Annotated in this window: 29 protein-coding genes; 20 read left to right on the plus strand and 9 right to left on the minus strand. The window is 62.8% G+C overall.

From position 1 onward, the window contains the following. The first annotated feature begins 131 nt into the window (after positions 1-131). Positions 132-1,238: a peptidase C39 family protein gene (locus AC0L16_RS07335; protein ID WP_473619876.1), complete on the plus strand. Its 1,107-nt coding sequence runs from the start codon at positions 132-134 to the stop codon at positions 1,236-1,238. Then, on the plus strand, positions 1,235-2,698 hold the full coding sequence (locus AC0L16_RS07340) for a RimK family protein (protein WP_473619878.1): 1,464 nt from the start codon (positions 1,235-1,237) through the stop codon (positions 2,696-2,698). Before AC0L16_RS07335 ends, AC0L16_RS07340 begins: the two co-directional genes overlap by 4 nt. A 423-nt stretch (positions 2,699-3,121) precedes the next feature. Here the strand turns inward: AC0L16_RS07340 and AC0L16_RS07345 are convergent, their stop codons facing one another. After that, positions 3,122-3,769, minus strand: a complete 648-nt coding sequence (locus AC0L16_RS07345) for an HD domain-containing protein (RefSeq protein WP_473619879.1) — start codon at positions 3,767-3,769, stop codon at positions 3,122-3,124. Continuing rightward, positions 3,769-4,629 (minus strand): CAF17-like 4Fe-4S cluster assembly/insertion protein YgfZ, encoded by an 861-nt coding sequence (gene ygfZ / locus AC0L16_RS07350; RefSeq protein WP_473619880.1) that lies wholly within the window; start codon positions 4,627-4,629, stop codon positions 3,769-3,771. The genes AC0L16_RS07345 and ygfZ overlap by 1 nt, the downstream gene beginning before the upstream one ends. Before the next feature lie 82 nt (positions 4,630-4,711). Between ygfZ and AC0L16_RS07355 the strand changes: the two genes are divergently transcribed. Both AC0L16_RS07355 and AC0L16_RS07360 read left to right on the plus strand, forming a co-directional pair. Next, positions 4,712-6,043 (plus strand): dihydroorotase, encoded by a 1,332-nt coding sequence (locus AC0L16_RS07355; RefSeq protein WP_473619881.1) that lies wholly within the window; start codon positions 4,712-4,714, stop codon positions 6,041-6,043. Between the two features lie 74 nt (positions 6,044-6,117). Next, positions 6,118-6,324 (plus strand): hypothetical protein, encoded by a 207-nt coding sequence (locus AC0L16_RS07360; protein WP_473619882.1) that lies wholly within the window; start codon positions 6,118-6,120, stop codon positions 6,322-6,324. An 87-nt stretch (positions 6,325-6,411) separates the two neighbouring features. On the opposite strand, the gene AC0L16_RS07365 is transcribed toward AC0L16_RS07360, so the two are convergent. The 4 genes from AC0L16_RS07365 to AC0L16_RS07380 all read right to left on the minus strand — a co-directional run bounded on the left by AC0L16_RS07365 (position 6,412) and on the right by AC0L16_RS07380 (position 8,738). Next, positions 6,412-7,215: a hypothetical protein gene (locus tag AC0L16_RS07365; RefSeq protein ID WP_473619883.1), complete on the minus strand. Its 804-nt coding sequence runs from the start codon at positions 7,213-7,215 to the stop codon at positions 6,412-6,414. Between the two features lie 100 nt (positions 7,216-7,315). Beyond that, positions 7,316-7,573, minus strand: a complete 258-nt coding sequence (locus tag AC0L16_RS07370) for a hypothetical protein (protein ID WP_077381793.1) — start codon at positions 7,571-7,573, stop codon at positions 7,316-7,318. A 328-nt stretch (positions 7,574-7,901) separates the two neighbouring features. Continuing rightward, positions 7,902-8,279: a TIGR02301 family protein gene (locus AC0L16_RS07375; RefSeq protein ID WP_473619885.1), complete on the minus strand. Its 378-nt coding sequence runs from the start codon at positions 8,277-8,279 to the stop codon at positions 7,902-7,904. A 48-nt stretch (positions 8,280-8,327) separates the two neighbouring features. After that, a complete protein-coding gene (locus AC0L16_RS07380; RefSeq protein WP_473619886.1) occupies positions 8,328-8,738 on the minus strand; it encodes an NUDIX hydrolase in 411 nt (136 codons plus the stop codon). Between the two features lie 126 nt (positions 8,739-8,864). Between AC0L16_RS07380 and AC0L16_RS07385 the strand changes: the two genes are divergently transcribed. Then, entirely contained in the window at positions 8,865-9,632 is a 768-nt protein-coding gene (locus tag AC0L16_RS07385) for an SOS response-associated peptidase (RefSeq protein WP_473620025.1), read from the plus strand. Between the two features lie 77 nt (positions 9,633-9,709). Here AC0L16_RS07385 and AC0L16_RS07390 read toward each other — a convergent pair whose 3' ends face one another. After that, positions 9,710-9,865, minus strand: coding sequence for a hypothetical protein (locus AC0L16_RS07390; RefSeq protein ID WP_473619887.1), 156 nt, complete (start codon positions 9,863-9,865; stop codon positions 9,710-9,712). A 389-nt stretch (positions 9,866-10,254) separates the two neighbouring features. On the opposite strand from AC0L16_RS07390, the gene cysS reads away from it, so the two are divergent. The 9 genes from cysS to AC0L16_RS07435 all read left to right on the plus strand — a co-directional run bounded on the left by cysS (position 10,255) and on the right by AC0L16_RS07435 (position 18,027). Continuing rightward, a complete protein-coding gene (cysS, locus tag AC0L16_RS07395; protein ID WP_473619888.1) occupies positions 10,255-11,709 on the plus strand; it encodes a cysteine--tRNA ligase in 1,455 nt (484 codons plus the stop codon). Between the two features lie 280 nt (positions 11,710-11,989). Next, a complete protein-coding gene (locus AC0L16_RS07400) occupies positions 11,990-12,397 on the plus strand; it encodes an endonuclease domain-containing protein (RefSeq protein WP_473619889.1) in 408 nt (135 codons plus the stop codon). Next, positions 12,394-12,798 carry a VOC family protein gene (locus AC0L16_RS07405; RefSeq protein WP_473619890.1) on the plus strand — a complete coding sequence of 135 codons (405 nt, stop codon included), beginning with the start codon at positions 12,394-12,396 and terminating at the stop codon, positions 12,796-12,798. Before AC0L16_RS07400 ends, AC0L16_RS07405 begins: the two co-directional genes overlap by 4 nt. Beyond that, positions 12,785-13,276 (plus strand): GFA family protein, encoded by a 492-nt coding sequence (locus tag AC0L16_RS07410; protein WP_473619891.1) that lies wholly within the window; start codon positions 12,785-12,787, stop codon positions 13,274-13,276. The genes AC0L16_RS07405 and AC0L16_RS07410 overlap by 14 nt, the downstream gene beginning before the upstream one ends. Beyond that, positions 13,273-13,749 carry a GFA family protein gene (locus AC0L16_RS07415; RefSeq protein WP_127313523.1) on the plus strand — a complete coding sequence of 159 codons (477 nt, stop codon included), beginning with the start codon at positions 13,273-13,275 and terminating at the stop codon, positions 13,747-13,749. The genes AC0L16_RS07410 and AC0L16_RS07415 overlap by 4 nt, the downstream gene beginning before the upstream one ends. Beyond that, positions 13,746-14,702, plus strand: coding sequence for a prolyl aminopeptidase (gene pip / locus AC0L16_RS07420; protein ID WP_473619892.1), 957 nt, complete (start codon positions 13,746-13,748; stop codon positions 14,700-14,702). The genes AC0L16_RS07415 and pip overlap by 4 nt, the downstream gene beginning before the upstream one ends. Before the next feature lie 2 nt (positions 14,703-14,704). Continuing rightward, a complete protein-coding gene (gene cimA / locus AC0L16_RS07425) occupies positions 14,705-16,321 on the plus strand; it encodes a citramalate synthase (protein ID WP_473619893.1) in 1,617 nt (538 codons plus the stop codon). A gap of 83 nt (positions 16,322-16,404) precedes the next feature. Beyond that, complete coding sequence (rarD, locus tag AC0L16_RS07430) at positions 16,405-17,325, plus strand: EamA family transporter RarD (RefSeq protein WP_473619894.1); 921 nt, start codon at positions 16,405-16,407, stop codon at positions 17,323-17,325. 15 nt (positions 17,326-17,340) lie between these two features. Beyond that, positions 17,341-18,027: a glutathione S-transferase family protein gene (locus AC0L16_RS07435; protein WP_473619896.1), complete on the plus strand. Its 687-nt coding sequence runs from the start codon at positions 17,341-17,343 to the stop codon at positions 18,025-18,027. A gap of 56 nt (positions 18,028-18,083) precedes the next feature. Here AC0L16_RS07435 and AC0L16_RS07440 read toward each other — a convergent pair whose 3' ends face one another. Continuing rightward, positions 18,084-18,695 (minus strand): LOG family protein, encoded by a 612-nt coding sequence (locus AC0L16_RS07440; RefSeq protein ID WP_473619897.1) that lies wholly within the window; start codon positions 18,693-18,695, stop codon positions 18,084-18,086. A gap of 144 nt (positions 18,696-18,839) precedes the next feature. Here AC0L16_RS07440 and AC0L16_RS07445 point away from each other — a divergent pair, with 144 nt between their 5' ends. The 3 genes from AC0L16_RS07445 to AC0L16_RS07455 all read left to right on the plus strand — a co-directional run bounded on the left by AC0L16_RS07445 (position 18,840) and on the right by AC0L16_RS07455 (position 22,726). Continuing rightward, on the plus strand, positions 18,840-20,246 hold the full coding sequence (locus AC0L16_RS07445; RefSeq protein ID WP_473619898.1) for a LysM peptidoglycan-binding domain-containing protein: 1,407 nt from the start codon (positions 18,840-18,842) through the stop codon (positions 20,244-20,246). 167 nt (positions 20,247-20,413) lie between these two features. Next, complete coding sequence (locus tag AC0L16_RS07450; RefSeq protein WP_473619900.1) at positions 20,414-20,740, plus strand: ArsR/SmtB family transcription factor; 327 nt, start codon at positions 20,414-20,416, stop codon at positions 20,738-20,740. A 99-nt stretch (positions 20,741-20,839) separates the two neighbouring features. After that, the gene (locus AC0L16_RS07455) at positions 20,840-22,726 is read left to right on the plus strand and encodes an ABCB family ABC transporter ATP-binding protein/permease (protein ID WP_473619901.1); all 1,887 of its coding nucleotides are present in this window, start codon (positions 20,840-20,842) and stop codon (positions 22,724-22,726) included. Positions 22,727-22,729: 3 nt separating this feature from the next. Here the strand turns inward: AC0L16_RS07455 and AC0L16_RS07460 are convergent, their stop codons facing one another. Next, entirely contained in the window at positions 22,730-23,602 is an 873-nt protein-coding gene (locus AC0L16_RS07460; RefSeq protein ID WP_473619903.1) for an SMP-30/gluconolactonase/LRE family protein, read from the minus strand. A gap of 246 nt (positions 23,603-23,848) precedes the next feature. On the opposite strand from AC0L16_RS07460, the gene AC0L16_RS07465 reads away from it, so the two are divergent. The 3 genes from AC0L16_RS07465 to AC0L16_RS07475 all read left to right on the plus strand — a co-directional run bounded on the left by AC0L16_RS07465 (position 23,849) and on the right by AC0L16_RS07475 (position 25,897). After that, positions 23,849-24,547 carry a phosphatidylserine decarboxylase gene (locus AC0L16_RS07465; RefSeq protein WP_473619904.1) on the plus strand — a complete coding sequence of 233 codons (699 nt, stop codon included), beginning with the start codon at positions 23,849-23,851 and terminating at the stop codon, positions 24,545-24,547. A gap of 3 nt (positions 24,548-24,550) precedes the next feature. Continuing rightward, positions 24,551-25,366, plus strand: a complete 816-nt coding sequence (locus AC0L16_RS07470) for a CDP-alcohol phosphatidyltransferase family protein (RefSeq protein ID WP_023800727.1) — start codon at positions 24,551-24,553, stop codon at positions 25,364-25,366. A gap of 267 nt (positions 25,367-25,633) precedes the next feature. Continuing rightward, positions 25,634-25,897 (plus strand): hypothetical protein, encoded by a 264-nt coding sequence (locus tag AC0L16_RS07475; protein WP_473619905.1) that lies wholly within the window; start codon positions 25,634-25,636, stop codon positions 25,895-25,897.

A 25,897-nucleotide genomic window follows, 5' to 3' on the forward strand; every position in this document is an offset into this window, starting at 1 on the left:
GCCGCCGAAACTGTCACAATTCAGCCCGAATCGAGGTGCGATAGCGCTTGACGGATGCTGGCGCTTCGGCTGTGTTGTCGACACTTCTGACAAAGCCTTTCCACAATCCAATCGAGGTTTTCCAAGCCCGCATGCCTGCCGAGATTCGCACGGCCCGCGCGTCCGACGTCGATGACCTCGCGGCGATCGAAAAAGCTGTTTTCTCTGGCGACCGCATTTCCCGTCGTTCCTTTCGTCAGTTGATCGAACGCGAGACCGCCGAGATGCTGGTCGCTGAAAACGAAGGCCGCATCGCCGGCTATGCGGTCGTGCTGTTTCGCAAGGGCAGCGGAGTAGCACGGCTCTATTCCATAGCCACCGCTCCGCTTTTCGGCGGGCTCGGCATTGGCCGCATGCTGTTGAAGCGGGCCGAGGAAGCCGCCTTCGAACACAACCGCATGATGCTGCGTCTCGAGGTGCGCGAGGATAACAGCCGAGCCATCCGCATTTACGAGCAGAGCGGCTACCGCAAGATTGGCCGCGAACCGGGCTATTACGAGGACGGCGCCACGGCGCTGCGCTACGAAAAGACCTTGCGCGGCGACATTCCGGTCGCCACCAGGGTGCCGTTCTACCAGCAGACCTGCGATTTCACTTGCGGCCCGTGCTGCCTGATGATGGCGATGGCCAATTTCGATCCCGGCTTCGTGCCCGACCCGGTTATGGAAATCCGTTTGTGGCGCGAGGCGACCACCGTTTTCATGATGTCGGGGCCGGGCGGCTGCGAGCCGTTCGGCCTCGCCGTTGCCGGCCACGAAAGCGGGCTCTCTGCCGAGATATATGTCTCCTTCCATGGTGCGCTGTTCCTGCAGTCGGTGCGCAGCCAAGACAAGCGGCGGGTGATGGAACTGGCGCAGGTCGACTTTCGCCGGCGCGCGGAACGTTACGGCATCCCGGTGAATTACCGTCCATTCGCCATCGACGATATCCGCACCGCAATCGCAGAAGGAAAACTGGTGTTGGTCCTGATCAGCGGCTTCCTTATGTTCGGCAAGAAGGTTCCGCACTGGGTGCTGGCCATCGGCGACGATGGCGACCATATCCTGATCCACGATCCCTGGGTCGAAGACGAGAGACAGGAGGCCATCCTTGATGCCGCCAACATTCCGGTGCCTTACGGCATCTTCATGAACATGGCGCAATTCGGCCGCGATGGATTGCGTGCCGCCATAATCCTCGGAAAGCGCGATAGACAATGACCTGGGTCATCCTTACCGGCCGGCAGAACGATCTCGACCAGGTGGCGACACCGCACAAGATCATCACCAATCGCGACTATCTTGCGCATCCGGCGCTGTTTCGCGGCCAGCGGCCGAAAGTCATCAACCTGTCGAACAATTACGGCTACCAAAGCCGCGGCTACTATGCCTCGCTGCTCGCCGGTTCGCGCGGTCACAAGGTCATTCCGACGGTCGAGACGATGATCGACCTGTCCGAGCGCAAGCTCTACGATCATGCGCTGCCGGAACTGGAACTCGCGCTCAACAAATGCCGCAAGGATCTGGGCGGCGCCTTTCCGCAAAAAGTCTGCATCTTTTTCGGCATCGGCTCGTCGAAGATATGGGATCGCTTCGCCAAGCTTTTGTTCGACTGGTTCCGAGCGCCGGCGTTGGAAGTCCACATCACGGACAGCGCCGAATGGGCGTCGATCCGCAAGATCGGCTTTCATCCGCTGGCCAGGATGACCGAGGAGGAAGAAAAGCGCTTTCTTCAGTGCCTTGAGACCTACACCAGCCGCGAGTGGCGTGACACCAAGGGCCGCACACCGGCGCGCTACACCTTCGCCACGCTGGTCGATCCGCATGAGGAGTTGCCGCCATCGGAGATCTCGTCGCTACGCTATTGGGCCAAGATCGCCGAGAAGATGGGCGTCGAAATCGAGCCGATCACCAAAAAGGATCTGGCCAAGCTCGCCAACTACGACGCGCTGTTCATCCGCGAGACCACTTCGATCTCCAATCACACCTACCGCTTCGCGCGCCGCGCCCAGCAGGAAGGCATGCCGGTCATCGATGATCCGCTGTCGATGATCCGCTGCACCAACAAGGTCTATCTCAACGAACTGATGACCTACAACAAGGTGCCGGTGCCGCCGACGGTGATGATCGCCGGCATCTCGGACCTTGAAGTGGCGGCGCAGACGCTGGGCTTTCCGCTGGTGCTGAAAATCCCGGACTCGTCGTTTTCACGCGGCGTCAAGAAATGCGCCACGTTTGAGGAGCTGAAGTCGCTTGCCACCGAATGGCTGGAGGATTCCGATCTCCTGATCGCGCAGAAATTCATTCCGACCCAATATGACTGGCGCGTCGGCGTGCTCGGCGGCCAGCCTCTGTTTGCCGTGCACTACCTGATGGCCAAGAAGCACTGGCAGATCGTCAACCACAAGGCCAACGGCAAGCCCGACCAGGGCGGCATCAAGACCTTCACCTTGAAGGAGGCGCCGGCCCATGTCGTCGAGACGGCGGTGAGGGCGGCGCGCTGCATCGGCGATGGCCTCTATGGCGTCGACCTCAAGGAAACCAAGGACGGTGTCTTCGTCATAGAGGTCAACGACAATCCCAACCTCGACCATGGCTGGGAGGATTCTGGCGAAAAAGACGAGGTCTGGGTGCGGCTGACGCAGTGGTTCCTGGAGCGGCTCGACCGACAGGGACGGTAGACTTACTGCTCGCGCCATCCCATGGGAGCAAATGAGGGGGGCTTGTTGATATATATTTACCTAATAGTTTGGTCGACTGTCTTGGTGCTATATATTAGGGTAGTGATATCAGATGTTATTTTCTATTCGCGCACAGAATGGGATTTTTCTCAGGATAACCCGCTTAAGGAAACTAACGAATTTTATTGGAGAGAAGGAAAAGATCCCTTTCACAGAGTTGGAAATAAAACCAGGGTTTTTGTATTTCACCCGTTAGTAACTGTGTTCCTTTCGACTGCGTGCTCTACGCGCTAATTTTTCTATTTTAGATTACAATTTATGTCCGCCCTGTGCCCGCACGATCGCGGCCGTGTCGCGGTGTCGATGTTGGGCAGGACGCGTCCTGCAGACCGTGGTCGAACACGGCACTTTCATGCCCTCCGGTCAATTTAGTGTTTTCAGTCGGCCGGCTGCAGCGTTTTGGCGCCGCGATTTCTCGATTGCCGCATACCGTTGGAGAAACGCGTTTTGCGCCCAGGTCACCGAACGCGGGGTGAAATCGAAGCGGTCGGCATTGAAGCCGCGCGGCCGGCCGAAGAATTCGGTCGCCTCGGCGGTCGAAAAGCCGGCAAGCAGCGTCGCCTCGAAATAGGCGGCGATCTGGTCGGCGCGCTTGATCTCCTTGCGCGTGCCCGCAACCGGTTCGACCGGCAGCGAAAAGCGCAGGTGGATGGCACGCTGCAGCCTCAACTCGCACTCCTTGTAGCTGCCGCCCATCACCGATTTGAACGGTGAAATCATGTCGCCGATGACATATTCCGGCGCGTCGTGCAGCAAAGCCGCCAGCCGCGCATCAGCTGGGGCGTCCGGCACCAGCTCGCCGAAAAGCGCCTCGACCAGCAGCGAATGCTGGGCGACGGAAAAGGCGTGATCGCCGATGGTCTGGCCATTCCAGCGGGCGACGCGGGCAAGCCCATGGGCGATGTCCGAAATCTCGATGTCGAGCGGCGAAGGGTCGAGCAGATCGAGCCGCCGGCCCGACAGCATGCGCTGCCAGGCGCGCGGCGGCGCGCCGGGACGGTCGGCCGCCATCAGGCCTCCTCCGCGCCGACGGGTTCCGGCGGGAAGATGAATGTCGCCCAGGCCGGGATGGCGAGCGACACAGGGATGTCATCCGCCATGATCGGCTGACTGGCGTCGAGCGCTGCCTTGACGCGATCGATACGGGCTATGGCCAGGCCCGCCGTGCCGGCGGTGGACCCAAGCGTGCCGACCGGTCGCCCTGCAACTGTCAACTCTGTGCCAGGAGCGGGCAGGGGCCGTTCGGCCGAAACGATCAGCACCCGCCGTCTGGCGGTGCCGCGATGCTGCATCCGCGAAACGACCTCCTGGCCGACATAGCAGCCCTTCCTGAAGCCGACGCCGCCGGTTTCATCGAGCAGCACATCATGCGGGAAGGCGTCGCCGAGCTGATAGTCGCTGCCACTTTCGGCAATCCCATGGGCGATGCGCAGAGCTTGCCATGCGGCCGGGTCGCCGCCCGCCGCCGTGGCGCCATAAAAGCGATTGGCGACTGCGTCGAGGAACCGTGCATCGGCGAAAGGTGTTGAATCAAATTGCGAAGTGGTTGAATCATCTCCCCACGCAACAGCGACAAGCCCCTGATCTGCCTTGGCGATCTCGACCTTGGCGCGCAATTTGTAGAGCATCAGCCGGCGCATGAAATCGTCTGATATATCGGATCGGCATTCGAGGCGGAACAAATTCTCGCCAGCGCGGGAGATCAGGAAGTCGAACAGGATTTTGCCTTGCGGCGTCAGCAAGGCGCCGGGCTTTGCTTCGCCGGCAGCCAGTGCGTCGAGGTCGGTGGTCAGAATGTTCTGCAAAAAACTCTCGGCATCCGGGCCTGACACGGAAACGAGCGCGCGGTCTTTCAACTGGGCAAAGGGCATGGGCGGAAAAGAACCTGATCTTGCAAAACGGTCGGCCATTACGTAAGCCGCGGGCACTCCCCCCGCAAGAGACCGGATCAGCATGGCCACGACCTACGACCTCATCCTGACAGGCGGCACGGTGGTCAACCACGATGGCGAAGGCCGGCGCGACATTGGCATCAACGGCGGGCGCATCGCCGCTATCGGCGATCTCGGCCAAGCTTCCGCCGGCGAGACGGTCGACTGTCGCGGCCTGCACATCCTGCCTGGCGTCGTCGACAGCCAGGTGCATTTCCGCGAGCCAGGGCTGGAGCACAAGGAAGATCTGGAGACAGGCTCGCGGGCAGCGGTGTTGGGCGGCGTCACCGCCGTCTTCGAGATGCCCAACACCAACCCGCTGACCACCAGCGAAGCAGCGCTTGCCGACAAGGTGCGGCGTGCCACTGGCCGCATGCATTGCGATTTTGCCTTCTGGGTAGGTGGCACCCGCGAGAATGCCGGGGATGCCGGCGACCTCGAGCGGCTGCCTGGTGCTGCCGGCATAAAAGTGTTTATGGGCTCATCGACCGGTGACCTTTTGGTCGAGGACGATGAGGGCGTCGCCTCGATCCTGAGGAATACGCGCCGCCGTGCGGCCTTCCATTCCGAGGACGAATTCCGGCTGCGCGAGCGGCTCGGCGAACGCATCGAGGGCGACCCAGCCTCGCATCCGGTGTGGCGCGACGAGATCGCCGCCTTACGCTGCACCGAGCGCCTGGTGCGCATCGCGCGCCAGGCTCGCGCCCGCATCCACGTGCTGCACATCTCGACCGCCGAGGAGATTGTTTTCCTCGAACAGCACAAGGACGTCGCGACCTGCGAGGCGACGCCGCATCACTTGACGCTGAGCGCGGACGATTATGCGCAGCTTGGCACGCTGATCCAGATGAACCCGCCGGTGCGCGCATCGCGACACCGCGACGGCATCTGGCACGGCATTGCGCAAGGCATTGTCGATGTGCTGGGTTCCGACCACGCTCCGCACACGCTGGCCGAGAAGGCAAAACCCTACCCGGCCTCGCCGTCCGGCATGACCGGCGTGCAGACGCTGGTGCCGATCATGCTCGATCACGTCAATGCCGGCCGGCTGACGTTGCAGCGTTTCGTCGACCTGTCCAGCCACGGCCCGCAGCGCATCTTCGGCATGGCCAGGAAAGGTCGCATCGCCGCCGGCTACGACGCCGATTTCACGATTGTCGATCTGAAGCGCCGCGAGACCATCACCAATGCGCAGGCAGGCTCGAAGGCCGGCTGGACACCCTATGACGGCAGGCAAGTCACCGGCTGGCCGGTCGGCACGTTCGTGCGCGGCCGGCGCGTTATGTGGGAAGGCGAGATAGTCACGCCAGGACAGGGTCGGGCCGTGGAGTTTTCCGAGGCGCCGGCGGTGTAGCCGTTTCCACGGTGTTGGATTTTTTAAGCACCGCGCATTATGTTGCTGGGGTTATGAACGCAGATATAGCGCCCATGATTGTCCCCGCCGAGTTTCCGGAGCTCCAGGCTCTCGCCTGGAATCGTGACGTAGCGCGTCCGATTCCCGCCGAAGAAGCATTTGCGCTGTATGAGCGCAATTGGCGTTTTAGCGATCAAAAGCGTCTTACGGCCCGTGAAAAACGGCTTATACGGGATCTGGCCGACAAATTCGGTCACGGCGTCCTTTTGACCACTGGCTGAAGTTCGTTCTCCTTCCGCAACGACCCCGCCGATCGCGCCAACGAATAGCAGGTCGAGGCAGCGCGTGGAGTTTACCACAACGGCAGCTCAATCCCCTGCGACGAAGAACGTCCACTGTCCATCCGGGTTGATGCCGACGCGGTAGAAGATATAGGCGCCGAACTGCTTCATGCTGTCATAGTCGCCGGCGGTGACGATCTTGAACAGCTCGACCCGCTGCCTGGCGTCGAGCTTGTCCAGCGGTAGCGCGAAGAAATATGGCCAGACATAGAGTTCCTGCGGCGTGCCGACATCGACATGGACATAGCCGGCACTGAGCACCTCTTCCAGGATGGCGAGGATTTCCTGGCCTTCCGCGTCACCCGAAAGCCCTTTCAGGAAGGTGATCGGGTCGCCTTCGATCTCGCTCAGCGACAATTGGGTCATCGCATCGCCCTGGCCGATCAGCGGCCGGAGTTTTTCGATGTCGCCGCTCTTGCAGGCCTCGATGATTAAATTGTGCATGCGCCTGACCGGCTCCGGCAGCTTGCCGAGATCGTAGACGACCTCGGGCAAGGGTTCATCCGGGTCGACTTGCGGATTGGCTATGCCACCATCGTTTGTTGGCCCGCCCGGTTCGACCTGTTCCCGTTCGTCGGGCGGCGTCGGTTGGCTGGCCGCAGGCGGCGTCGCGCCGAGCGGGCCGGGCGTCGGCACCGCGGTTCCGGGCGGCGACATGTCGTCGTCGGCGGGCGGCGTGACTGGCGAGGGCAGGTCCTCGCGCTTGATTTCACTCAAAGCATAGGCGGGGCTGATTGCGAGGCAAGGCGCCAGCGGAAACGCGGCGCAAAAAGCGGCGAGCTGGATGCTGAGGGCCAAGCCACGCGGCTGGCCTGACGTCGAAGAATTCACCGCCTGCCTCTCCATGATTCCGTCCAGCTGCCCAGGCCCGCCCAGGTGCCCGGGGCATGACGCCCAAGCGGCACGCCGTCATCGAAGAGCCTGATGCCAGTCAGTGCCGCAGCCGTCCCGGTTCGAAGGCCCCGGCTATCACCTTTTCACGCATGCGGTCGAGCAGGGCAAGGGCCGAGGTCTCGCCATTGGCGCGCAGCATCTCGCCGAACGCGGTTTCGAGGGCCGCCTCGGCGATGATTTCCGGCTCGATTCCGGCCGAAAGCCCTTCCGCCCAGGCCTCGCTGTGGCTTTCCACTGCAGTCAGGCGCTTTTCTTCCCTGACCAGCGCGTCGATGTCGTTGACGCCATGTTCCATTGCGATGTCCACCCTTTTCAAGCGGCGATCCGGCGGATGCGGATCAGGCTTGGGCTGTCCCTTTTACACGCAGGTTAAGTAAGTACTTGTAAATACGACATTTCTGGGGTCGTTTCGACAAGGGTTCGTCACGTTTTGCAAACCTGCGTTCGATCCGATTCAAACTTAGCCGATTAGGCCGGCGAGCGGGATGAAAACCTTCAGTTTGAGTTAATTCCACATCCGCGCCGTAACGTTTCGTTAACACCGTTGCAGATGTGCAACACAACGATTGCACTAAGACGCAACCGAACACAAGCAGGCCGGACACCAGCAGGAGGAGCCAGGGTCAGTTGCCGTAGCGCGAGGCGATGTCGCGCGACAGCGTCTCGCCTTCCTTCATGTAGCGGCTGATGGCCTCGGTCGCCGAGGCGGTGCACTGTGTGTAGGTGCCGCCGAAGGAGCGGTAGCCGCGGTTGAAGCTGGCGATGAAGCGGGCGCGCCGCTCCGGGTCGGGGTTTTCCGAAGCAATCAGCTTCTCCATCTCGACCCGCCACTGGTCGCCCTTCTCGCCGCACAGATTGCGTAGGAAATGCAGCGACCCAAGCACCTCCGCCAGCCGCATCAGCCCCGGCTCGAACGGCGACTCGGCGGCCATGGCCGGCCCCGCCCCGATTGCCGTACTGGCGGCGAGGCAAGCTGCAAGGAAAAGCGATGCGCGGATCATAAGTCTATGTGGCCAAACAATTTGTCGCCTGCAAGGCGATTTTGGAGGTTACGCTCCTGTATTCCTGAGCAATTCGTCGGCAACGGCAAACACCGAAGCGGCAAGCGGCAGCGCCGTCATTTCGCTGAGTGTATAGAAGGCGGCGGTCTCGGCGTCGTCGCTGGCCACGGGCCCGCCGCCGGCATAGGTGGCGCCGAATACCGTCAGCAGATAGTCGACCGGATGCCCATCGCTGTCGCCGTCGATGTGGATTTCCCGAAGGCGACGGTAGTTGTGCGCATGCAACCCGGTTTCCTCCAGCAATTCGCGCTGCGCGGCTTGTTCCAGCGTTTCGCCGGCCTCGACCTTGCCGCCTGGAAACGCGTAAAATCCTTGCGAAGGCTGCCGCGCCCGCTTGACCAGCAGCACCGTGTCGCCGCGGACAATGGCGACCGATACAGCCGGGAGTATTTTGCGCATCTCGTCCTCCGATCGCCATTTGCCGCAGCCGGTTGTGGACCGGTCGGCGAGAGGAAGCATTAGCGGTTGCGCAACGCCGGTTCCATTGCCACCTTCACACCCGACCAATCCAACGAGTTTCAGCTTATGTGCGGACGCTTCGCCTTGACCGCCACGCCGGACCGGGCCGCCGCTTTTCTCGGTCTGCCAGAACTGGAGGATTTCCCGCCCCGCTACAACATCGCACCGACGCAGCCGGTGCTGATGGCAATTACAGGCTTGCCGCGGGCGCCAGGCTCGAACCTGCCAGACCGGCAGCCGATGCTGGTGCGCTGGGGGCTGATCCCGGCCTGGGTGAAGGACACGCGTGAGTTTCCGTTGCTGTTCAACGCGCGCTCGGAGGAAGCAGCGGAAAAGGCCTCGTTTCGCGCCGCCATGCGCCATCGCCGCGCTTTAGTGCCGGCTTCCGGCTTCTATGAATGGCGCCAATCAGGCGGCAAGAGGGGACAGCCCTACTGGGTGCGGCCGAAGCATGGCGGGCTTGTCGCCTTCGCCGGACTGATCGAGACCTATGCCGAGCCGGGCGGTTCGGAGATGGACACCGGCGCCATCCTGACCGTCGACGCCAATGCCGACATTGCCCATATCCACGACCGCATGCCGGTTGTGATCGATCCGCAGGATTTCGCCCGCTGGCTGGATTGCCGCACGCTCGAGCCGCGCGACGTGGCCGACCTGCTCAGACCGGCACAGCTCGATTTCTTCGAGGCTGTCCCGGTTTCCGACCTCGTCAACAAGGTCGCCAACACCGGACCGGAGATTCAGGAAAGGGGCATGGTGGGGCCTGAGCCCGAGAAGGCCAGGCGCCGGAAGCCGGGCGCGGACGACAGTCAGATGAGCTTGTTTCAGCAGTAGCTGCTATTTTCTGGGGCGCTTCAGCGCCTTCATTGCGGCGCTCCCATTTATTGGCGAACCGCCGGCCGCACGTCACATCAGGCAGCGCGCGGCGATGTGATCTTCTGCATCGGCTTCTTCTTCTTCGCCGTGTGGAGGAGGGCGGCGACGATCGCGGCCGGGCCGATCGCTCGGTATTGGCTGGCGAGCGCCGGTTGTTTGGCGCTGCTGGAGTCCTGCTTGGCTCGAGGCATTTTTCTCTTCCCTGGTAACGTCTTCGTGTCCGCGTTTTGCTGGTCGAATCCGACCAAATCGTGACATCTGGTGATCTAGCTGGCGAATGTTTCATGACTGTGCCGAGATGTTTAATAAAATGTTTCATCGCGTCATTACCTGTGATCCAGCGACTCTTTTGCCGAAAGTTGCGACTTGACGGCAACACTGGCTGAGGCGATAAAGCCGCTCATGAGAACGTCTTTCGCCATTTGTGGCATCTGCATTATTGGCTAGCTTCGCGCTGGTCCGGACGTTTTCGCCTATCTTCCTTCTAGAGTGGACAAACGCCCCGGCCAGCAGGCTGGTGCCTGATTTGCGTCTCGGCGCAAGTGGCCCCAACCAAAAAGTAACGCACCGGGAAGCACGAATGTCTGACGCATCGAAGGGCCTGCGCCTCTACAACACGCTGACGCGGACCAGGGAGGATTTCTTCCCGATCGATCGGCGCAGTGTACGCATGTATGTCTGCGGCCCGACGGTCTACGACTTTGCCCACATCGGCAACGCGCGGCCGGTGATCGTCTTCGACGTGCTGTTTCGTCTGCTGCGCCATCTCTACGGGCAAGCGCACGTCACCTATGTGCGCAACATCACGGATGTGGACGACAAGATCAACGACCGCGCACTGCGCGATTTCGGCGCCGAGATTGCCTCGGGAAAGCTGTCGCTGAACGAGGCGATCCGGCGGGTCACCGAAAAGACCGCCGACCAGTTCCACAAGGATGTGGCGACGCTCGGCTGTCTGGAGCCGACGGTCGAGCCGCGCGCCACTGAATTCGTCGAGCCGCGCGCAGATGGCAAAGTCGACATGATCTCCTTGATTCAACGCTTGATCGAACGCGGCCATGCCTATGTTGCGGCAGGCGAAGTTCTGTTCGACACGGCCTCGATGCCGGACTACGGCCAATTGTCGAAGCGCAATCTCGACGAACAGCAGGCCGGCGCTCGCGTCGCCGTCGATCCGCATAAGAAGAGCCCTGGCGATTTCGTGCTGTGGAAGCTGTCCTCGCCGGAAGAGCCGGGCTGGGACAGCCCTTGGGGCAGGGGCCGGCCGGGCTGGCACATCGAGTGCTCGGCGATGTCGGCCGCCTATCTCGGCGAGGTCTTCGACATTCATGGCGGCGGGCTCGACCTGATCTTCCCGCACCACGAGAATGAAATTGCACAGTCGCGCTGCGCCCATGGCACCGAGGTGATGGCCAAGGTGTGGATGCACAACGGCTTTCTGCAGGTCGAGGGGCAGAAAATGTCCAAGAGCCTGGGCAACTTCTACTCGATCAACGAGTTGCTCGAGACGGAGACCTTTGGCGGCCGCAAGTGGCCAGGCGAGGTGCTTAGGCTGGCGATGCTGATGACGCATTATCGCGAGCCGATCGACTTTTCCGTGCGCAAGCTGGAAGAGGCGGAAAATACGCTGCGCAAATGGAAGCGGGCGGCGGATCTGGCACCGGGGGCGGCAAAGCAATTGCCGGCCGAAGTGGTGGAAGCCTTGTCGGACGATCTCGCAACCTATCCTGCGTTCCAGGTGCTGACGCAGCTGGCCGGCGAGGCTGTGGATTCCAATGCTGCCGGTGGCGGCAACGCTGCCGCCGCTTCGCTGAAGGCGGCACTATCGTTCCTCGGCTTCGACGTTGCGCCGGCCAAGGTTGATGAAGATGCCATCGCCAAGGCCATTGCCAGGCGCCTGGAACTGATCGCCGCCAAGAACTGGGCCCAGGCCGACCGAATTCGCGACGAGCTTTTGGCGCAAGGCGTGCAACTGAAGGACGGCAAGGATCCGGTCACCGGCGAGCGCGTGACGACGTGGGAGGTAAAGCGATGAGGGCGGAGGCCGAAACGTGTGCAAGGCTGGCGAAGGCTTTTGTGACGGCCGATCTCCCCCCTTGCGGGGGAGATGTCCGGCAGGACAGAGGGGGGTGGGAAGGATCGCCGACTTTCGACGTAACCCATTCGCAACCCAGAACCGGCCTGAAGGCGTTGCAGCAATTCGTTGATAGGCTGGCGGGACAGCACCCCCCTCTGTCCTGCCGGACATCTCCCCCGCAAGGGGGGAGATCGGCTGTCGTCGATGAATTCGCCAATCGCGAAGGCGAGGGTGCTTGATGGGTCACGACCTCGTTCCATCGCGCCAGCGCAAGAATGCAAAATCCATGCGTCGTGTCATGACCGATGCCGAGCTGAAGCTTCGGAACGAATTGCGCGCCCATCGGCTGATGGGGATGAGCTTTCGCCGGCAGGTGCTGATCGGACCTTACATCATCGACTTTGCTTGCTCGACACACAGCTTGATCGTCGAGGTTGACGGCAGCCAGCACGCGGATCCCGAAAACGTCGAGCGTGACGAGGCACGAAGCGCCTGCTTGAAGGCCAGCGGTTGGACCATCCTGCGTTTCTGGAACGACGACGTCATCCGCGATATCGACAATGTCTGCCAGCACATCGTGATCGAAGCCGGCTTGGCCACTGCCGAAATGCCGGCCGGCGAACCAGCGAGGGAGGTAGTTCCATGATCGACCATCTTGGCATCACCGTTTCCGATTTCGACGTGTCGAAGGCGTTCTACGACAAGGCGATGGCACCGCTCGGTGCCTCGCTGCTCTACATGGTGCCGCAGGAATACACTGGTGGCGCCAAGGTCGGCGGCTATGGCCGCGACCGGCCGGTGTTCTGGTTGCATCAAGGCAAGGACAAGCCGAAGGATCGCCAGCATGTCGCCTTCACCGCGCGCAGCCGCGCCGAGGTCGATGCCTTCCACGCCGCCGCCATCGCCGCCGGCGGCAAGGATAATGGTGGGCCGGGCCTTCGTCCGCACTATCACGCGAACTACTATGGCGCCTTTGTCCTCGACCCCGACGGCAACAATATCGAAGCCGTCTGCCATGCCCCGGAGCGAAGCAATGAGCCTGGATAACAGACCGGTCTACACAGGCGGCTGCCAGTGCGGCGCCGTGCGTTTCCGTGTCGAAGGCGCGCTGGGCGACGCCTCCGTCTGTCATTGCCGCATGTGTCAGAAAGCAAGCGGCAATTTCTACCTGCCGCTGGTGTCAGTGCGTGGCGCAAAACTCGACTGGACGCGCGGCGCGCCCAAACGCTTTCGTTCCTCCAACGCCGCGTGGCGCGGTTTTTGCGCCGATTGCGGCACGCCGCTGACTTTCGAGGCGCCCGACGGCATCGCACTCGCCATCGCGGCATTCGACCATGCGGAGGAGATCGCGCCGACCGTCCAGTGGGGCACCGAAGCAAAACTCCCCTACGTCGATCACATCCACGAATTGCCTGGCGAGGACACGATGGCCGATATTTCGTCGTCCTCCTATCTCGCCGATCTCGTCTCTCACCAGCACCCCGACCACGACACCGAACAATGGCCGCCGGAGGAAAGATCATGACCGAAACCGTTCGAACCGGTGGCTGCCAGTGCGGCGCCGTGCGTTTCCGCATTCGTGGGGCGCTTGGACGCCCTTCCATCTGCCATTGCCGCATGTGTCAGAAACAGTTCGGTTCCTTTTTCGGCGCGCTGGTGACGGTGCCGAAGGACGGCGTCGAATGGGTGCGCGAGGAGCCAAGCTATTTCCAGTCGTCGGTCAACATCGATCGCGGCTTCTGCGCCCGCTGCGGCACGCCGTTGACCTACAGGCAGCCCGGCGGGCTCGAGATCGCCATCGGCGCTTTTGACGATCGCTCCGACCTCGCACCGCAGATCCAGGTCAACTACGCCGCCCGGCTGCCCTGGGTGGAGAAGATCTTCGACGCGCCGGTCCATGACGATCCCGACTACTACACAAGGCAGGAATCGATCATCTCCTTCCAGCATCCGGATCACGAGACGGCCAACTGGCCGCAGCAGGGCCTGAAATTATGAGCAGTGACCTGCGCACCCTCTATCCGGAGATAGAGGCCTACGAGTCAGGCATGCTCGATGTCGGCGATGGCCATCAGGTCTATTGGGAGCGTTCCGGCACTAGGGGCGCCAAGCCGGCCGTGTTCCTGCATGGCGGACCAGGCGGCACCATTTCGCCAAAGCACCGGCGGCTGTTCGATCCGAAGCTTTACGATGTCATCCTGTTCGACCAGCGCGGCTGCGGAAAGTCGACGCCAAACGCCTCGCTCGAGGCCAACACCACCTGGCATCTGATCGCCGACATCGAGCGCCTGCGCGACATGTGCGGCTTCGACAAATGGCTGGTGTTCGGCGGCTCGTGGGGCTCGACCCTGGCGCTGGCCTATGCCGAGACGCACCCCGAGCGGGTCAGCGAACTGGTCGTGCGCGGCATTTACACACTGACGCACGCGGAGCTCGAATGGTATTATCAGTTCGGCGTCTCGGAAATGTTTCCCGACAAATGGGAGCGCTTCCTGGCGCCGATCCCTGAGGCCGAGCGCGGCGACATGATGGTCGCCTATCGCAAGCGGCTGGTCGGCAGCGATCGCAAGGCGCAGGTTCAGGCCGCCCGCGCCTGGAGCCTGTGGGAAGGCGAGACGATCACGCTGTTGCCCGATCCGGAAACCAGCAGCCCATTTGGCGAAGACGATTACGCCATGGCCTTCGCCCGCATCGAGAACCATTATTTCGTCCATGCTGGCTGGCTCGAGGAAGGGCAACTGCTGCGTGATGCCTTCAAATTGAAGGACATCCCCGGCACCATCGTCCATGGCCGCTACGACATGCCGTGCCCGGCGCGCTATGCCTGGGCGCTGCACAAGGCGTGGCCGAAGGCGGACTTCCACCTGGTCGAGGGCGCCGGCCATGCCTATTCGGAGCCGGGCATCCTCGACCGGCTGATCCGGGCGACGGATAAGTTTGCGGGGAAATGATCATGGGCCGCGAGCGCCTCTATCTCTTCGACACCACACTGCGCGATGGCCAGCAGACACCGGGCATCGACTTTTCGGTCGAGGACAAGATCGCCATCGCCGGGCTGCTCGACGGGTTCGGCGTCGACTATATCGAAGGCGGCTATCCCGGCGCCAATCCGACCGACACCGCTTTCTTCGCCGAGCACCGCACGGCCAGTGCCAAATTCGTCGCTTTCGGCATGACCAAGCGGGCAGGGGTGTCGACCTCGAACGATCCAGGCCTTGCCGCACTGGTCCAGTCGAAGTCGGACGCCATCTGCTTTGTCGCCAAGAGCTGGGACTACCATGTCCGCGTCGCCCTGGGTTGCACCAACGAGGAAAACCTCGAGGCGATCAAGGCGTCAGTCGAAGCGGCGATTGCCTCAGCCAAGGAAGCATTGGTCGACTGCGAGCATTTCTTCGACGGCTTCAAGGCCAATCCCGATTATGCGCTGGCTTGCGCCAGGACCGCTTACGACGCCGGCGCGCGCTGGGTGGTGCTGTGCGATACCAATGGCGGCACGCAGCCGTCGGAAGTGCGCACCATCGTCGAGAAGATCATCGAGGCAGGCATACCGGGCGACCATCTCGGCATCCATGCCCATGACGACACCGGCCAGGCCGTGGCGAATTCGCTGGCCGCCGTCGAGGCCGGCGTGCGCCAGATCCAAGGTACGCTGAACGGCATCGGCGAGCGCTGTGGTAACGCCAATCTGATCTCGATCGTGCCGACGCTGGCGCTGAAGCCGGCCTTCTCCAACCGTTTTATGACGGGCATCTCGGCCGAAGCATTGGCCGGCATGTCGCGACTTTCCCGCGCCTTCGACGAATTGCTGAACCGCGCGCCGGAAGCGCAGGCGCCCTATGTCGGCGCTTCCGCCTTCGCCACCAAGGCCGGTATCCATGCATCGGCGCTGGCCAAGGAGCCGGCCACCTACGAGCACGTGCCGCCGGAAGCGGTCGGCAACCGCCGCCGGGTCATGGTCTCGGACCAGGGCGGCAGGGCCAATTTCCTCGCCGAGTTGAAACGGCGCGGCATCGAAATGCCGAAAGACGACCACCGGCTCGACGCGCTGATATCAGTGGTCAAGGAGCGCGAGGCCGAGGGCTATGCCTATGAAGGCGCCGACGCCAGCTTCGAGCTGCTGGCGCGCAAGATGCTGCACGGCCTGCCGGAATTCTTCAGCGTCACCTCGTTCCGCTGCATGGTCGAGCGCCGCTTCGACGCCAATGGCCAGCTGAAGACGGTCTCCGAGGCGATCGTCAAGGTGCTGGTCGACGGCGAGGAGAAGATGTCGGTGGCGGAAGGGCACGGTCCGGTCAACGCACTCGACATCGCGCTGCGCAAGGATCTCGGAAAATTCCAGAACGAGATCGCCGACCTCGAGCTTGCCGACTTCAAGGTGCGTATCCTCAATGGCGGCACCGAGGCGATCACGCGTGTGCTGATCGAATCGCACGATGCGACCGGCGCCCGCTGGTGGACGGTCGGCGTCTCAGAAAACATCATCGACGCTTCGTTCCAGGCGCTGATGGATTCGATCGTCTACAAGCTGATGAAGAACCGCGACATGGCCGGGCTGGTCGCGGCGGAGTAGGATTGAACCATCAGCGAAAGTCCATTGATCCATCAGAACTTTGCGATGGTCTTGGGCCGGCGGCTGGCGCATAGCGTTGGGCCATGGCCACGCAAGCAATTCGGCTCGAAGCAGACTCAAAGGCCCGGCGTGGATTCCTGCTGGCGCTGGGCGCCTATCTCCTGTGGGGGTTGCTGCCCTTCTATATGAAGGCGGTCGCACATCTGCCGCTGGCCGAAGTCATCGCGCACCGCATCGTCTGGTCGGTGCCTATCGCGGCGGCCGTTTTGATTTGGGCCGGCCGCACGGCGGATTTCAAAGCGGCGTTGCGTTCGCCGCGCATCATTTCCATGGCGGCGCTGACGGCGGCGCTGATTTCGGTCAACTGGGGCATCTATGTCTGGGCCATCGCGGTCGACCGTACCATCGAGACCGCGCTTGGCTACTACATCAACCCGCTTGTCAGCGTCGTCGTCGGCGCGCTGCTGCTCAGCGAACGGCTCGACCGGCTGCAAATCGCGGCGGTGGTGCTGGCGGCCATCGCGGTCGCGGTGCTGACGATCGACGCCGGCAAGCTGCCCTGGGTGTCGCTGGTGCTTGCGTTTTCCTTTGCCGCCTACGCCTTCTTCCGCAAGACGCTGCCGATCGGTCCGAGCCAGGGTTTCTTGCTTGAAGTGCTTTTGCTATCGGTGCCGGCGCTCGGCTACATCATCTTCCTCATCGCCACCGGGCAGGACCATTTCGTCTCCAGTTCCCTGAACGATACCGCACTGCTGATCGGCTGCGGCCCGGTCACCGCCATACCGCTGCTGCTGTTTGGCTTCGGGGCCAAGCTGCTGCGTCTCTCCACCATCGGCATCATGCAGTATATCGCGCCGACCATTGTGTTCCTGATCGCCGTGCTGATTTTCGGCGAACCCTTCGGCAGCACCCAGGCCATCGCCTTCGGCCTGATCTGGGCGGCGCTGGCGATCTATTCCTGGTCGATGTTCCGCGGCCGCGAGATCCGGCCGGCAATGCGTTAGAGCGAGGGATATTCGATGTACGTGCTGCACATCGCCAACAAGAATTATTCCTCGTGGTCGCTGCGGCCATGGGTGCTGATGCGAGAGCTGGGCATCCCCTTCGAGGAGCGGCTGACACCGTTTCCGACCGGATCGAGCTGGAGCCTCTACCGGCCGTTCTCGCCCAGCGGCCTCGCACCGTGCCTGATTGACGACGGCTGGGCAGTTTGGGATTCGCTTGCCATCAGCGAATATCTGGCCGAGCGCCACGCTGGCGTCTGGCCTGACGACGCGAAGGCGCGAGCCTGGGCGCGGTCGGCAGCGGCCGAAATGCATTCGAGCTTCACCGCCTTGCGCGGCTCCTGTCCGATGAACTGCGGTGTCCGCGTCGCGCCGGTGCCGATGTCGGATGCGCTGAAGCACGACCTCTTTCGTCTCGGCGATCTCTGGGACGATGGGCTGCGCCGCTTCGGCGGACCGTTCCTGGCTGGCGATCGCTTCACTGCCGTTGACGCCTTCTTTGCCCCGGTGGCGTTTAGGGTTCAGTCCTACGGACTGTCCTTCGAGGGCGCAGCTGCCACCTATCCGGCGCGATTGCTGGCTCTGCCGGCGATGCGCGAATGGTACGCGGCAGCCCTTGCAGAGGCGTGGCGCGAGCCGAACCACGAAGCGGAGGCGCGCGCTGCCGGCACTGTCATCGAGGATTTTCGCGCGACCGTGTAACGGTTGCCGCTCATCCCGCGCCCCATTCACTACTTACTGCCCTACTCCCCTATAGCCTAAAGCTTGTCGATCACCGACTGCACGCCTTCGGTCGGTGCGTCGACCGACGATCCCGCGACCATGATGGCAGCGACGATCGCTTCCGGATCATCGACCACCAGCGGCCTGACCCGCTGGGCGGTGTGGATGAAGCCTTCGGCCATCATATGGTCGAGCAGCGCCAGCATCGGGTCCCAGAATCCTCCGACGTTGCCGAAGACGATCGGCTTGCGATGATGGCCGAGCTGGCCCCAGGTCATGATCTCGATGATTTCCTCGACCGTGCCGATGCCGCCCGGAAGCGCCACAAACGCGTCGGATTTCTCGAACATCGCATGTTTGCGCTCGTGCATGTTTTCGGTGATGACGAGCTCGTCAAGCCGGTCAAGCGCGGTTTCGGTGGCCTCCCTGTTGATCAGGAAGCTCGGAATGATCCCAGTCACCTTGCCGCCGGCCCGCATTGCGCCCTCGGCGACGGCTCCCATGATGCCCCTGGTGCCGCCGCCATAGATCAGACGCAGGCCGGACTTGGCGATCGAACGCCCAAGCAGGTGTCCGGCGTTGGCATAGGTTACATCGCGGCCAGGAGACGAGCCGCAATAGACGCAGATGGATCGAATCGTGTTCATGAGATGATTGGTGATTGGGTCTTTATTCGCGGTCAAGCCCGGGCGGGTTTTTTCTTGTCGGCCCACTTTTCTCGTCGACCCCTTTTTCTTGTCGGCTTGGGCAAAACAGGCTAGACCGCATTAGGTGGCTAAGGGCAGGGAAATATGGCAATTAATCCTTTGAAGGCGTTTTTGTTCGTCGTCGGCGGCTCCGTCGCCGCGGCGGGAACCGCCTATGTGTCGGGCGCGCTCGATCCGTATCTCAATCGCACGCCGCCGGCGGAAGTGGCATCGCTGACGCCGCCGGAGGAGAATCCGGCCGAGCCGGCGACCGATGCATCGCCGCCGCCGGCGCCTGCCGCTGGTGCGATGGCACCGGCAGCGCCGGCCACGGCCGATGCGATTGCGCCGACTTTCGACATCGTTCGGGTCGAAATCAAGGGGTCTATTGTCGTCGCCGGCAAAGCCGCACCCAACGCCAAGGTCGAGATTCTCAACGGTTCGACGGTTCTCGGCTCGACTGTCGCCGGTGGCGATGGCGCTTTTGCCATCGTTCTCGATGATCCGCTGAAACCCGGCGATTACACGATCGCGCTGCGCTCGATGACCGGCAATGTCGTGACCCCCTCGTCGCAGACGGCTATCGTCTCGATTCCCAAGAGTCCCGCTGGCCAGGTGCTGGCGATGATCGAGGAGCCGGGCAAGGCCTCCGAATTGCTCACCGTTCCTACACCCGAGGCAAAACCTGAATCGCCGCCTGCCGGCGACAAGGCGGCCGCCCCGTCTGCCGAGGAGTCGGCTGCCGGGGACCCCGCTGCCGCAGCACCAGCCCCAGGCGCACCGGCCGCCACGGCGCCAGGCACTGTCGAAGCCGCCCCCGCGCCGGACGGGCCGGCCGCACCGGCAACACCAGCTGCAGGGCCAAAGGTCGTCGTCGAAGCGATCGAGATCGACGGCAACAAGATCTTCGTCGCCGGGCTCGCCGACCCCGGCCGCAAGGTGCGCGCCTATGCCAACGATATCTTGCTCGGCGACGCGAAGACTTCGCCCGACGGCCATTTCCTGGTCGAGGCGACGCGCAACATTCCGGTCGGCACCTATACGATCCACGTCGATGCGCTCGATGCCGACGGGGTCAAGGTGGTGGCCCGTGCCGCCGTGCCGTTCGAGCGCGAGCCGGGCGAGTCGATCGCCGCCGTGGCGCCTGCCGAGGCAAAGCCGGCCGCGCCGGCAACCATGCCGGCGGCGCCCGCAGCCGAGGCGCCAGCCGATGTGGCGGCTGCGACGCCCCCGACTGAAGTGCCCGAGACCGCGGCGCCGAAGCTCGAACACGCCGACAGCGCCGTTATCATCCGCCGCCACGATACGCTGTGGCGGATTTCGCGGCGCGTCTACGGCCAAGGCGTTCGTTTCTCGACCATCTACCTCGCCAATCAGGATCAGATCAGGAATCCCGACCGCATCTGGCCGGGGCAGGTGTTCAAGGTTCCCGAAAAATCGCAGGAAGGCGAAGCCGCCAACCTCAAGGCGATGGGCGACCAGATGACGACGGCCCCGACAAAGGCCGACTAATGCATGTCGCGCAAAAGTGTGCAGCGGTTTTGCGATAACGACATGCGTAAAACAACAACCTAAAGCGCGTCGCATGAGGTTGGTCGAACGCGACGCGCTTTAGAAATCCTTTTCTTCTCTAGCGGGCTCTTGCGGAAAGTTCATTCATCGTCTATCGCCGATAGACGATGAGCGCTCCCTTGATCGAGAAGACCTGCGGCTTCTCCGACAGCCAGACCGTCGCCGCGAAGCTCGCCGCGCTTTCGCATCCGACCCGGATCGAAATTCTCCGGCACCTTTCGGCCAGCCGCTCCTGCTGCTGCCGCGAGGTCGTCGACCATCTCGACCTGGCGCAGTCCACTGTTTCGCAGCACCTAAAGATATTGGTCGATGCCGGGCTCGTCCGCTACGAGCCGGATCGGCAACGCTCGCGCTATGAAGTCGACAGCGATGCGCTCGAAGATGTTTCCGCATCGCTGGCCGCACTGGTCAATTCGTGCTGCTCCGGCCGCTAGACCATCATCCCGAACCGAAGGACCGCGTCTGCGAAGAGTGGAAGCCGGTTTTCGGAAAAGATCATGGTCAAGCAATAAGAAATACGAAAAGGCGATAAAATGGCCGAAAAAACCGTCTCCGCCGATTCTGGCTCGACCTTCAAGACATTGCGCAATCTGTGGCCCTATATGTGGCCGGCCGACCGTGCCGACCTGCGGGCGCGGGTGGCGTGGGCGACCGTGCTTCTGGTCGTCGCCAAGCTGACACTGGTTGCCGGTCCCTACTTCTTCAAATGGGCGACCGATGCGCTGGCTGGTGACGCCAAGTCGGTGCCGCCGCTGCCGGCCTTCATGCTGGCGCCAGTCATGCTGGTCATCGGCTACAATGTCGTGCGGCTGGTGCAGCTCGGTTTCAACCAGCTGCGCGACGCGCTGTTTGCCCGCGTCGGGCAATATGCGGTGCGCCAGCTCGCCTTCCGCACTTTCGTCCACATGCATCAATTGTCGCTGCGCTTCCATCTCGAGCGCCGCACCGGCGGCCTGTCGCGCATCATCGAGCGCGGCACCAAGGGCATCGAGACGATCGTCCGCTTCACAGTGCTCAACACCTTGCCGACCATCCTCGAATTCGCGCTGACAGCCGGCATCTTCGCGGTCACCTATGGCTGGAAGTACGTGGCTGTGGTGGCGGTGACGGTCTGGCTCTATATCTGGTTCACCATCAGGGCGAGCGACTGGCGCATCGTCATTCGCCGCGACATGAACGACAGCGACACCGATGCCAGCACCAAGGCGATCGACTCGCTGCTCAATTTCGAGACGGTCAAATATTTCAACAACGAGGGCATGGAAGCCGAGCGCTTCGACCGTTCGATGGCGCGCTACGAGACCGCCGCCACCAGGATATGGACCTCGCTCGGCTGGCTGAACTTCGGCCAGGGCGTCATCTTCGGTCTCGGCACGGTTATCGTCATGTGCCTTTCGGCGCTTGAGGTGCAGGCTGGCACGCAGACGGTTGGCGACTTCGTCTTCATCAACGCCATGCTGATCCAGCTGTCGGTGCCACTCAACTTCATCGGCTTCATCTATCGCGAAATCCGCCAGGGCCTGACCGACATCGAGCAGATGTTCGATCTGCTCGATGTGCCGCAGGAGATCGTCGACAAGCCGGGTGCCAAGCCGCTGGTCGTCGGCTCCGGCAAGGTCGAGTTCTGCGACGTGCAGTTTTCCTACGATCCCAACCGCAAGATCCTGAAAGGCATCAGCTTCGAAGTGCCGGCCGGCAAGACGGTTGCCATTGTCGGGCCATCGGGCGCCGGCAAGTCGACCATTTCCCGGCTGCTGTTCCGCTTTTACGACATTCAGGGCGGCAAGATTCTGATCGACGGCCAGGACATTCGCGACGTGACTCAGCAGAGCCTGCGCGCGGCGATCGGCATGGTGCCGCAGGACACCGTGCTGTTCAACGACACCATCGCCTACAACATCCGCTACGGCCGCGTCGATGCCAGCGAGCAGGATGTGCGCAAGGCGGCAGAACTCGCCCAGATCGGGCCGTTCATCGAGCGGCTGCCCGACGGCTACCGTTCGATGGTCGGAGAGCGCGGACTGAAACTGTCCGGCGGTGAGAAGCAGCGCGTGGCAATCGCCCGCACCATTTTGAAGGCGCCGCCGATCCTGATGCTCGACGAGGCGACCTCGGCTCTCGATAGCCATACCGAACAGGAGATCCAGGCGGCGCTCGACCTCGTCAGCAAAGGTCGCACCACCATCGTCATCGCCCACCGGCTGTCGACGGTGATTTCGGCCGACGAGATCATCGTGCTGCAGGACGGCCAGATCGCCGAGCGCGGCACGCATGCCGCCCTGATGCGCAAGGCCGGCCTGTACGCGTCGATGTGGGACCGCCAGCGTGAGGCAACCGAGGCCGAGGAGCGGTTGCGCATTGCTCGCGAGCGCGACGAGTTCGGCGTCGTCGTCCGCCGCCGCCCCTCCGAGGTGTCGTAGCCCTTACGGCCAGCCAGCGCCCGGTGCGGAAGCCTCGATGCTGAGCACCTGGCCGGTGCGCGCATCGCTGATCATGTGCTCGAAGCCGCGCCATTCGGCGGCAACGATGAACAGCGTCTTGCCGTCGGCGCCGCCGAGCATGCAGGCAAAGCAGCCGCGATCGGCATCGACGCTGTCGAGCATCGCCCCGCCCTCGCGCACCCGCACGCAGTGCCGGTTGGGGACGTCAGCATACCAGATGGCGCCTTCGGCATCGAGGCAGATGCCGTCGGGAAAGCCGTTGCCGAGGTCGGCCCATCGCCGCCGGTGGGCAAGGCTGCCATCGGCGGCGATTTCGAAGGCGGTCAGCCTGTTGGCGTGGGACTCGGCGACGATCAACGTCTTGTTGTCAGGCGACACCGCCATCCCATTGGCGAAGGCGATCTTGTCCGCCACCTGCCGCACGGACCCGTCCGGTGCAATCAGCACGATGGTACCGGGGCCGAAATGCTGGCCGGGAACCGGCGCTGGCCCACCGCCATTGACATAGATGTTGCCGCGCCCGTCGACGACGATCTCGTTCCAGGCGTTCCCTGAGAGGTGTCGCAGATCGGCGTGGGTGACCAGCGTCCCGTCTGCTTCCTGCCGCAGCACCAACCCCTCACGCCCGCAGACGACGACCAGGCGACCGTCCGGCAGCCAGTCGACCGAATAGGGCAGGGTGGCCGGCACGGTGAGCATGATCTCACTGTTGCCGTCGGCATCGACGGCGATGATCTGGCCGGTTCCCCAGTTGCAGAACCAAAGCCTGCCATCATGCCAGCGCGGCGATTCGCCGAACGCCAGACCGTTCATCACGACCCGCGCTTCCTTTGCTGCTGATTTCTGCGACAGCATTTGTTTGCCTCCAGCTTTCGTTCGGCGGGCGCTTTGATAGGGCCCGTATCTCCAAGGACGCATGAGACCGGTTCGCCCCGACAACAGTCATGCTCTTTTGGACAGGCGAATTGGACCCCTTCCAACGCCCGCGATCGACTGATGCGGACGAGAATGCCCCGATCCGGCGTTCCCTCATTGTCGCGTTGCGGCCACAGGGTGTTTCCGCTATTGAGGCCGGACCTGAAACTAGGCTGTTTCCATTCCATGGACCTCGTCGACACGATCAAGAAAACGTTCGTTCCGATCCATCGCGAAGGCTATCCGTTTATCGCTGCCTTCGCAGCGGTGACGCTTTTCCTCGGCTATTTCTCTTCGATCCTGTTCTGGGTCTGCCTCATCCTGACGGCCTGGTGCGTCTATTTCTTCCGCGATCCCGAGCGCGTCACGCCGGTCGACGACCGGCTGGTGGTGAGCCCGGCCGACGGCATCATCACGGCCGTCGGTCCGGCAGTGCCACCGCGCGAACTTGGCCTCGGCCGCGGCGAGATGACCCGCATCTCGGTGTTCATGGACGTCTTCTCCTGCCATGTGAACCGGGCTCCGGTGCGCGGCCGCATCACAAGGATAGAGCATCGCCCTGGCCAGTTCCTCAACGCCGCACTTGACAAGGCGAGTGCCGACAACGAGCGCAATGGCCTGGTCATCGAAAGCCCCAACGGCACGGTGGCTGCGGTCCAGATCGCCGGCCTGGTGGCGCGGCGCATCGTCTGCTGGGCCGAGACCGGAGGCACGATCGGCATCGGTGAGCGCTTCGGGCTGATCCGCTTCGGCTCGCGCGTCGATGTGTTCCTGCCGTCGACCGCGACACCGCGTGTCGCCGTCGGCCAGACCGCGGTCGGTGGTGAAACCATACTGGCCGAATTCGGCGGCATTGCCGCAACGCCGCTCGTGCGGGTGTCCTGAGCCGTGGGCGCGCCGTTCAAAAAATTCGAGGCGCATGGCAGCGGCGGCCCGCGCATCCGTGAAATTCCGATGCGCATGGTGCTGCCCAATCTCGTTACAGTGCTCGCCATCTGCGCCGGCCTCTCGGGCATCCGCTTCGGCTTCGAAGGCCGCTTCGAGCCGGCAGTGGTGATGGTGCTGCTGGCCGCCTTCCTCGACGGCATCGACGGCCGCCTGGCACGCATGCTGAAGGCGACGTCCAAATTCGGCGCGCAGATGGATTCGCTGGCCGACATCGTCAATTTCGGCGTAGCTCCGGCGCTGGTGCTCTATGCCTTCCTGCTCGACCAGGCCGGCTCGCCGGGCTGGATTGCGGCGCTCCTGTTCACCATCGCCTGCGGGCTGAGACTCGCTCGCTACAACGTGCTCGACGAAGAAACTGATCGCCCGCAGTGGCAGACCGAGTATTTCGTCGGCGTGCCGGCGCCGGCGGGCGCCGTGCTGGTGATGCTGCCGCTTTACCTGTACTTCCTGCGGCTTGGCGTGGAGCCGTCCCGCCCTGCCGCCTTCATCGCCGCCGGTTTCACCGTTCTGATAGCCTTCCTGCTGGTCAGCCGGCTGCCGGTCTATTCCGGAAAAAGCCTGAAAGTCCCGGGCGACAAGGTGCTGCCGATCATCCTCGGTGTCGTCCTCTACATCCTGCTGTTGATGACCTATCCCTGGTACACGCTGACGGCGTCGGTTGCCGGCTATCTGCTCTTCCTGCCGCTCAGCATCCGCGCCTATTCCAGGCGCGCCAAGCGCGAAGGCGAGAAGGTGCCGCCTTCGGACTTCGGCTGACAGACCTGTCGCCTATTCGCTGATGGTCATCCCGAGCAATTTGCAGCCAAGTGGAATCACTTGGCGTCGCAGAATGCGGCTAACACGAATAGATAGAGCGGATGCCAGTTCAATTTGTTCAATTCGGACGCATCCCGCTCGCGGGAACCTGCCGGCGTCTTGACCGTTCTGTCTCAGCGGGCGAGGCGAGCGATGTCGCGAACGCCTCGCTATCAGCCCTTGAAGCTGCTGTTCCAGGCGCAGGAGCTTAAAGAAGAGTGAGGAGAAATGGCTGCCGTCCTGATTGGCGCGTTGCTCATCGTCGCTGGCGTTGTCTACATGGCTGGCGCAGCCCTATGGCGTGGGCGGCTCAGCGACCCGGCGCCTGCTCGCGCGGCGCCGGATCGCTCGACGCCAAATCTTGCAACGCCAGGCCCGACACTTGAGCCGCGGCGGCGCGGCCTCGGTTTCCTCGGCCTGTCGCAGAACTGGCCGGGCCTGCTGATGATGGCGGTCGGGTTCATCCTTCTGTTGTCGGTGGCGGTTCTCTAG

Source organism: Mesorhizobium sp. WSM4848 (genome assembly GCF_055811375.1).

What these genes read in the sequence shown, in the direction of transcription:
- AC0L16_RS07360 (WP_473619882.1), top strand. Translation starts at nt 6,118, where the DNA reads ATGATTGTCCCCGCCGAGTTTCCGGAGCTCCAGGCTCTCGCCTGGAAT.
- ygfZ (WP_473619880.1), bottom strand. Translation starts at nt 4,629, where the DNA reads ATGCCCTTTGCCCAGTTGAAAGACCGCGCGCTCGTTTCCGTGTCAGGC.
- AC0L16_RS07445 (WP_473619898.1), top strand. Translation starts at nt 18,840, where the DNA reads ATGGCAATTAATCCTTTGAAGGCGTTTTTGTTCGTCGTCGGCGGCTCC.
- cysS (WP_473619888.1), top strand. Translation starts at nt 10,255, where the DNA reads ATGTCTGACGCATCGAAGGGCCTGCGCCTCTACAACACGCTGACGCGG.
- AC0L16_RS07375 (WP_473619885.1), bottom strand. Translation starts at nt 8,279, where the DNA reads ATGATCCGCGCATCGCTTTTCCTTGCAGCTTGCCTCGCCGCCAGTACG.
- AC0L16_RS07345 (WP_473619879.1), bottom strand. Translation starts at nt 3,769, where the DNA reads ATGGCGGCCGACCGTCCCGGCGCGCCGCCGCGCGCCTGGCAGCGCATG.
- pip (WP_473619892.1), top strand. Translation starts at nt 13,746, where the DNA reads ATGAGCAGTGACCTGCGCACCCTCTATCCGGAGATAGAGGCCTACGAG.
- cimA (WP_473619893.1), top strand. Translation starts at nt 14,705, where the DNA reads ATGGGCCGCGAGCGCCTCTATCTCTTCGACACCACACTGCGCGATGGC.
- AC0L16_RS07435 (WP_473619896.1), top strand. Translation starts at nt 17,341, where the DNA reads ATGTACGTGCTGCACATCGCCAACAAGAATTATTCCTCGTGGTCGCTG.
- AC0L16_RS07450 (WP_473619900.1), top strand. Translation starts at nt 20,414, where the DNA reads ATGAGCGCTCCCTTGATCGAGAAGACCTGCGGCTTCTCCGACAGCCAG.
- AC0L16_RS07475 (WP_473619905.1), top strand. Translation starts at nt 25,634, where the DNA reads ATGGCTGCCGTCCTGATTGGCGCGTTGCTCATCGTCGCTGGCGTTGTC.
- AC0L16_RS07440 (WP_473619897.1), bottom strand. Translation starts at nt 18,695, where the DNA reads ATGAACACGATTCGATCCATCTGCGTCTATTGCGGCTCGTCTCCTGGC.
- AC0L16_RS07400 (WP_473619889.1), top strand. Translation starts at nt 11,990, where the DNA reads ATGGGTCACGACCTCGTTCCATCGCGCCAGCGCAAGAATGCAAAATCC.
- AC0L16_RS07385 (WP_473620025.1), top strand. Translation starts at nt 8,865, where the DNA reads ATGTGCGGACGCTTCGCCTTGACCGCCACGCCGGACCGGGCCGCCGCT.
- AC0L16_RS07370 (WP_077381793.1), bottom strand. Translation starts at nt 7,573, where the DNA reads ATGGAACATGGCGTCAACGACATCGACGCGCTGGTCAGGGAAGAAAAG.
- AC0L16_RS07415 (WP_127313523.1), top strand. Translation starts at nt 13,273, where the DNA reads ATGACCGAAACCGTTCGAACCGGTGGCTGCCAGTGCGGCGCCGTGCGT.
- rarD (WP_473619894.1), top strand. Translation starts at nt 16,405, where the DNA reads ATGGCCACGCAAGCAATTCGGCTCGAAGCAGACTCAAAGGCCCGGCGT.
- AC0L16_RS07410 (WP_473619891.1), top strand. Translation starts at nt 12,785, where the DNA reads ATGAGCCTGGATAACAGACCGGTCTACACAGGCGGCTGCCAGTGCGGC.
- AC0L16_RS07335 (WP_473619876.1), top strand. Translation starts at nt 132, where the DNA reads ATGCCTGCCGAGATTCGCACGGCCCGCGCGTCCGACGTCGATGACCTC.
- AC0L16_RS07380 (WP_473619886.1), bottom strand. Translation starts at nt 8,738, where the DNA reads ATGCGCAAAATACTCCCGGCTGTATCGGTCGCCATTGTCCGCGGCGAC.
- AC0L16_RS07460 (WP_473619903.1), bottom strand. Translation starts at nt 23,602, where the DNA reads ATGCTGTCGCAGAAATCAGCAGCAAAGGAAGCGCGGGTCGTGATGAAC.
- AC0L16_RS07405 (WP_473619890.1), top strand. Translation starts at nt 12,394, where the DNA reads ATGATCGACCATCTTGGCATCACCGTTTCCGATTTCGACGTGTCGAAG.
- AC0L16_RS07390 (WP_473619887.1), bottom strand. Translation starts at nt 9,865, where the DNA reads ATGCCTCGAGCCAAGCAGGACTCCAGCAGCGCCAAACAACCGGCGCTC.
- AC0L16_RS07465 (WP_473619904.1), top strand. Translation starts at nt 23,849, where the DNA reads ATGGACCTCGTCGACACGATCAAGAAAACGTTCGTTCCGATCCATCGC.
- AC0L16_RS07340 (WP_473619878.1), top strand. Translation starts at nt 1,235, where the DNA reads ATGACCTGGGTCATCCTTACCGGCCGGCAGAACGATCTCGACCAGGTG.
- AC0L16_RS07355 (WP_473619881.1), top strand. Translation starts at nt 4,712, where the DNA reads ATGGCCACGACCTACGACCTCATCCTGACAGGCGGCACGGTGGTCAAC.
- AC0L16_RS07455 (WP_473619901.1), top strand. Translation starts at nt 20,840, where the DNA reads ATGGCCGAAAAAACCGTCTCCGCCGATTCTGGCTCGACCTTCAAGACA.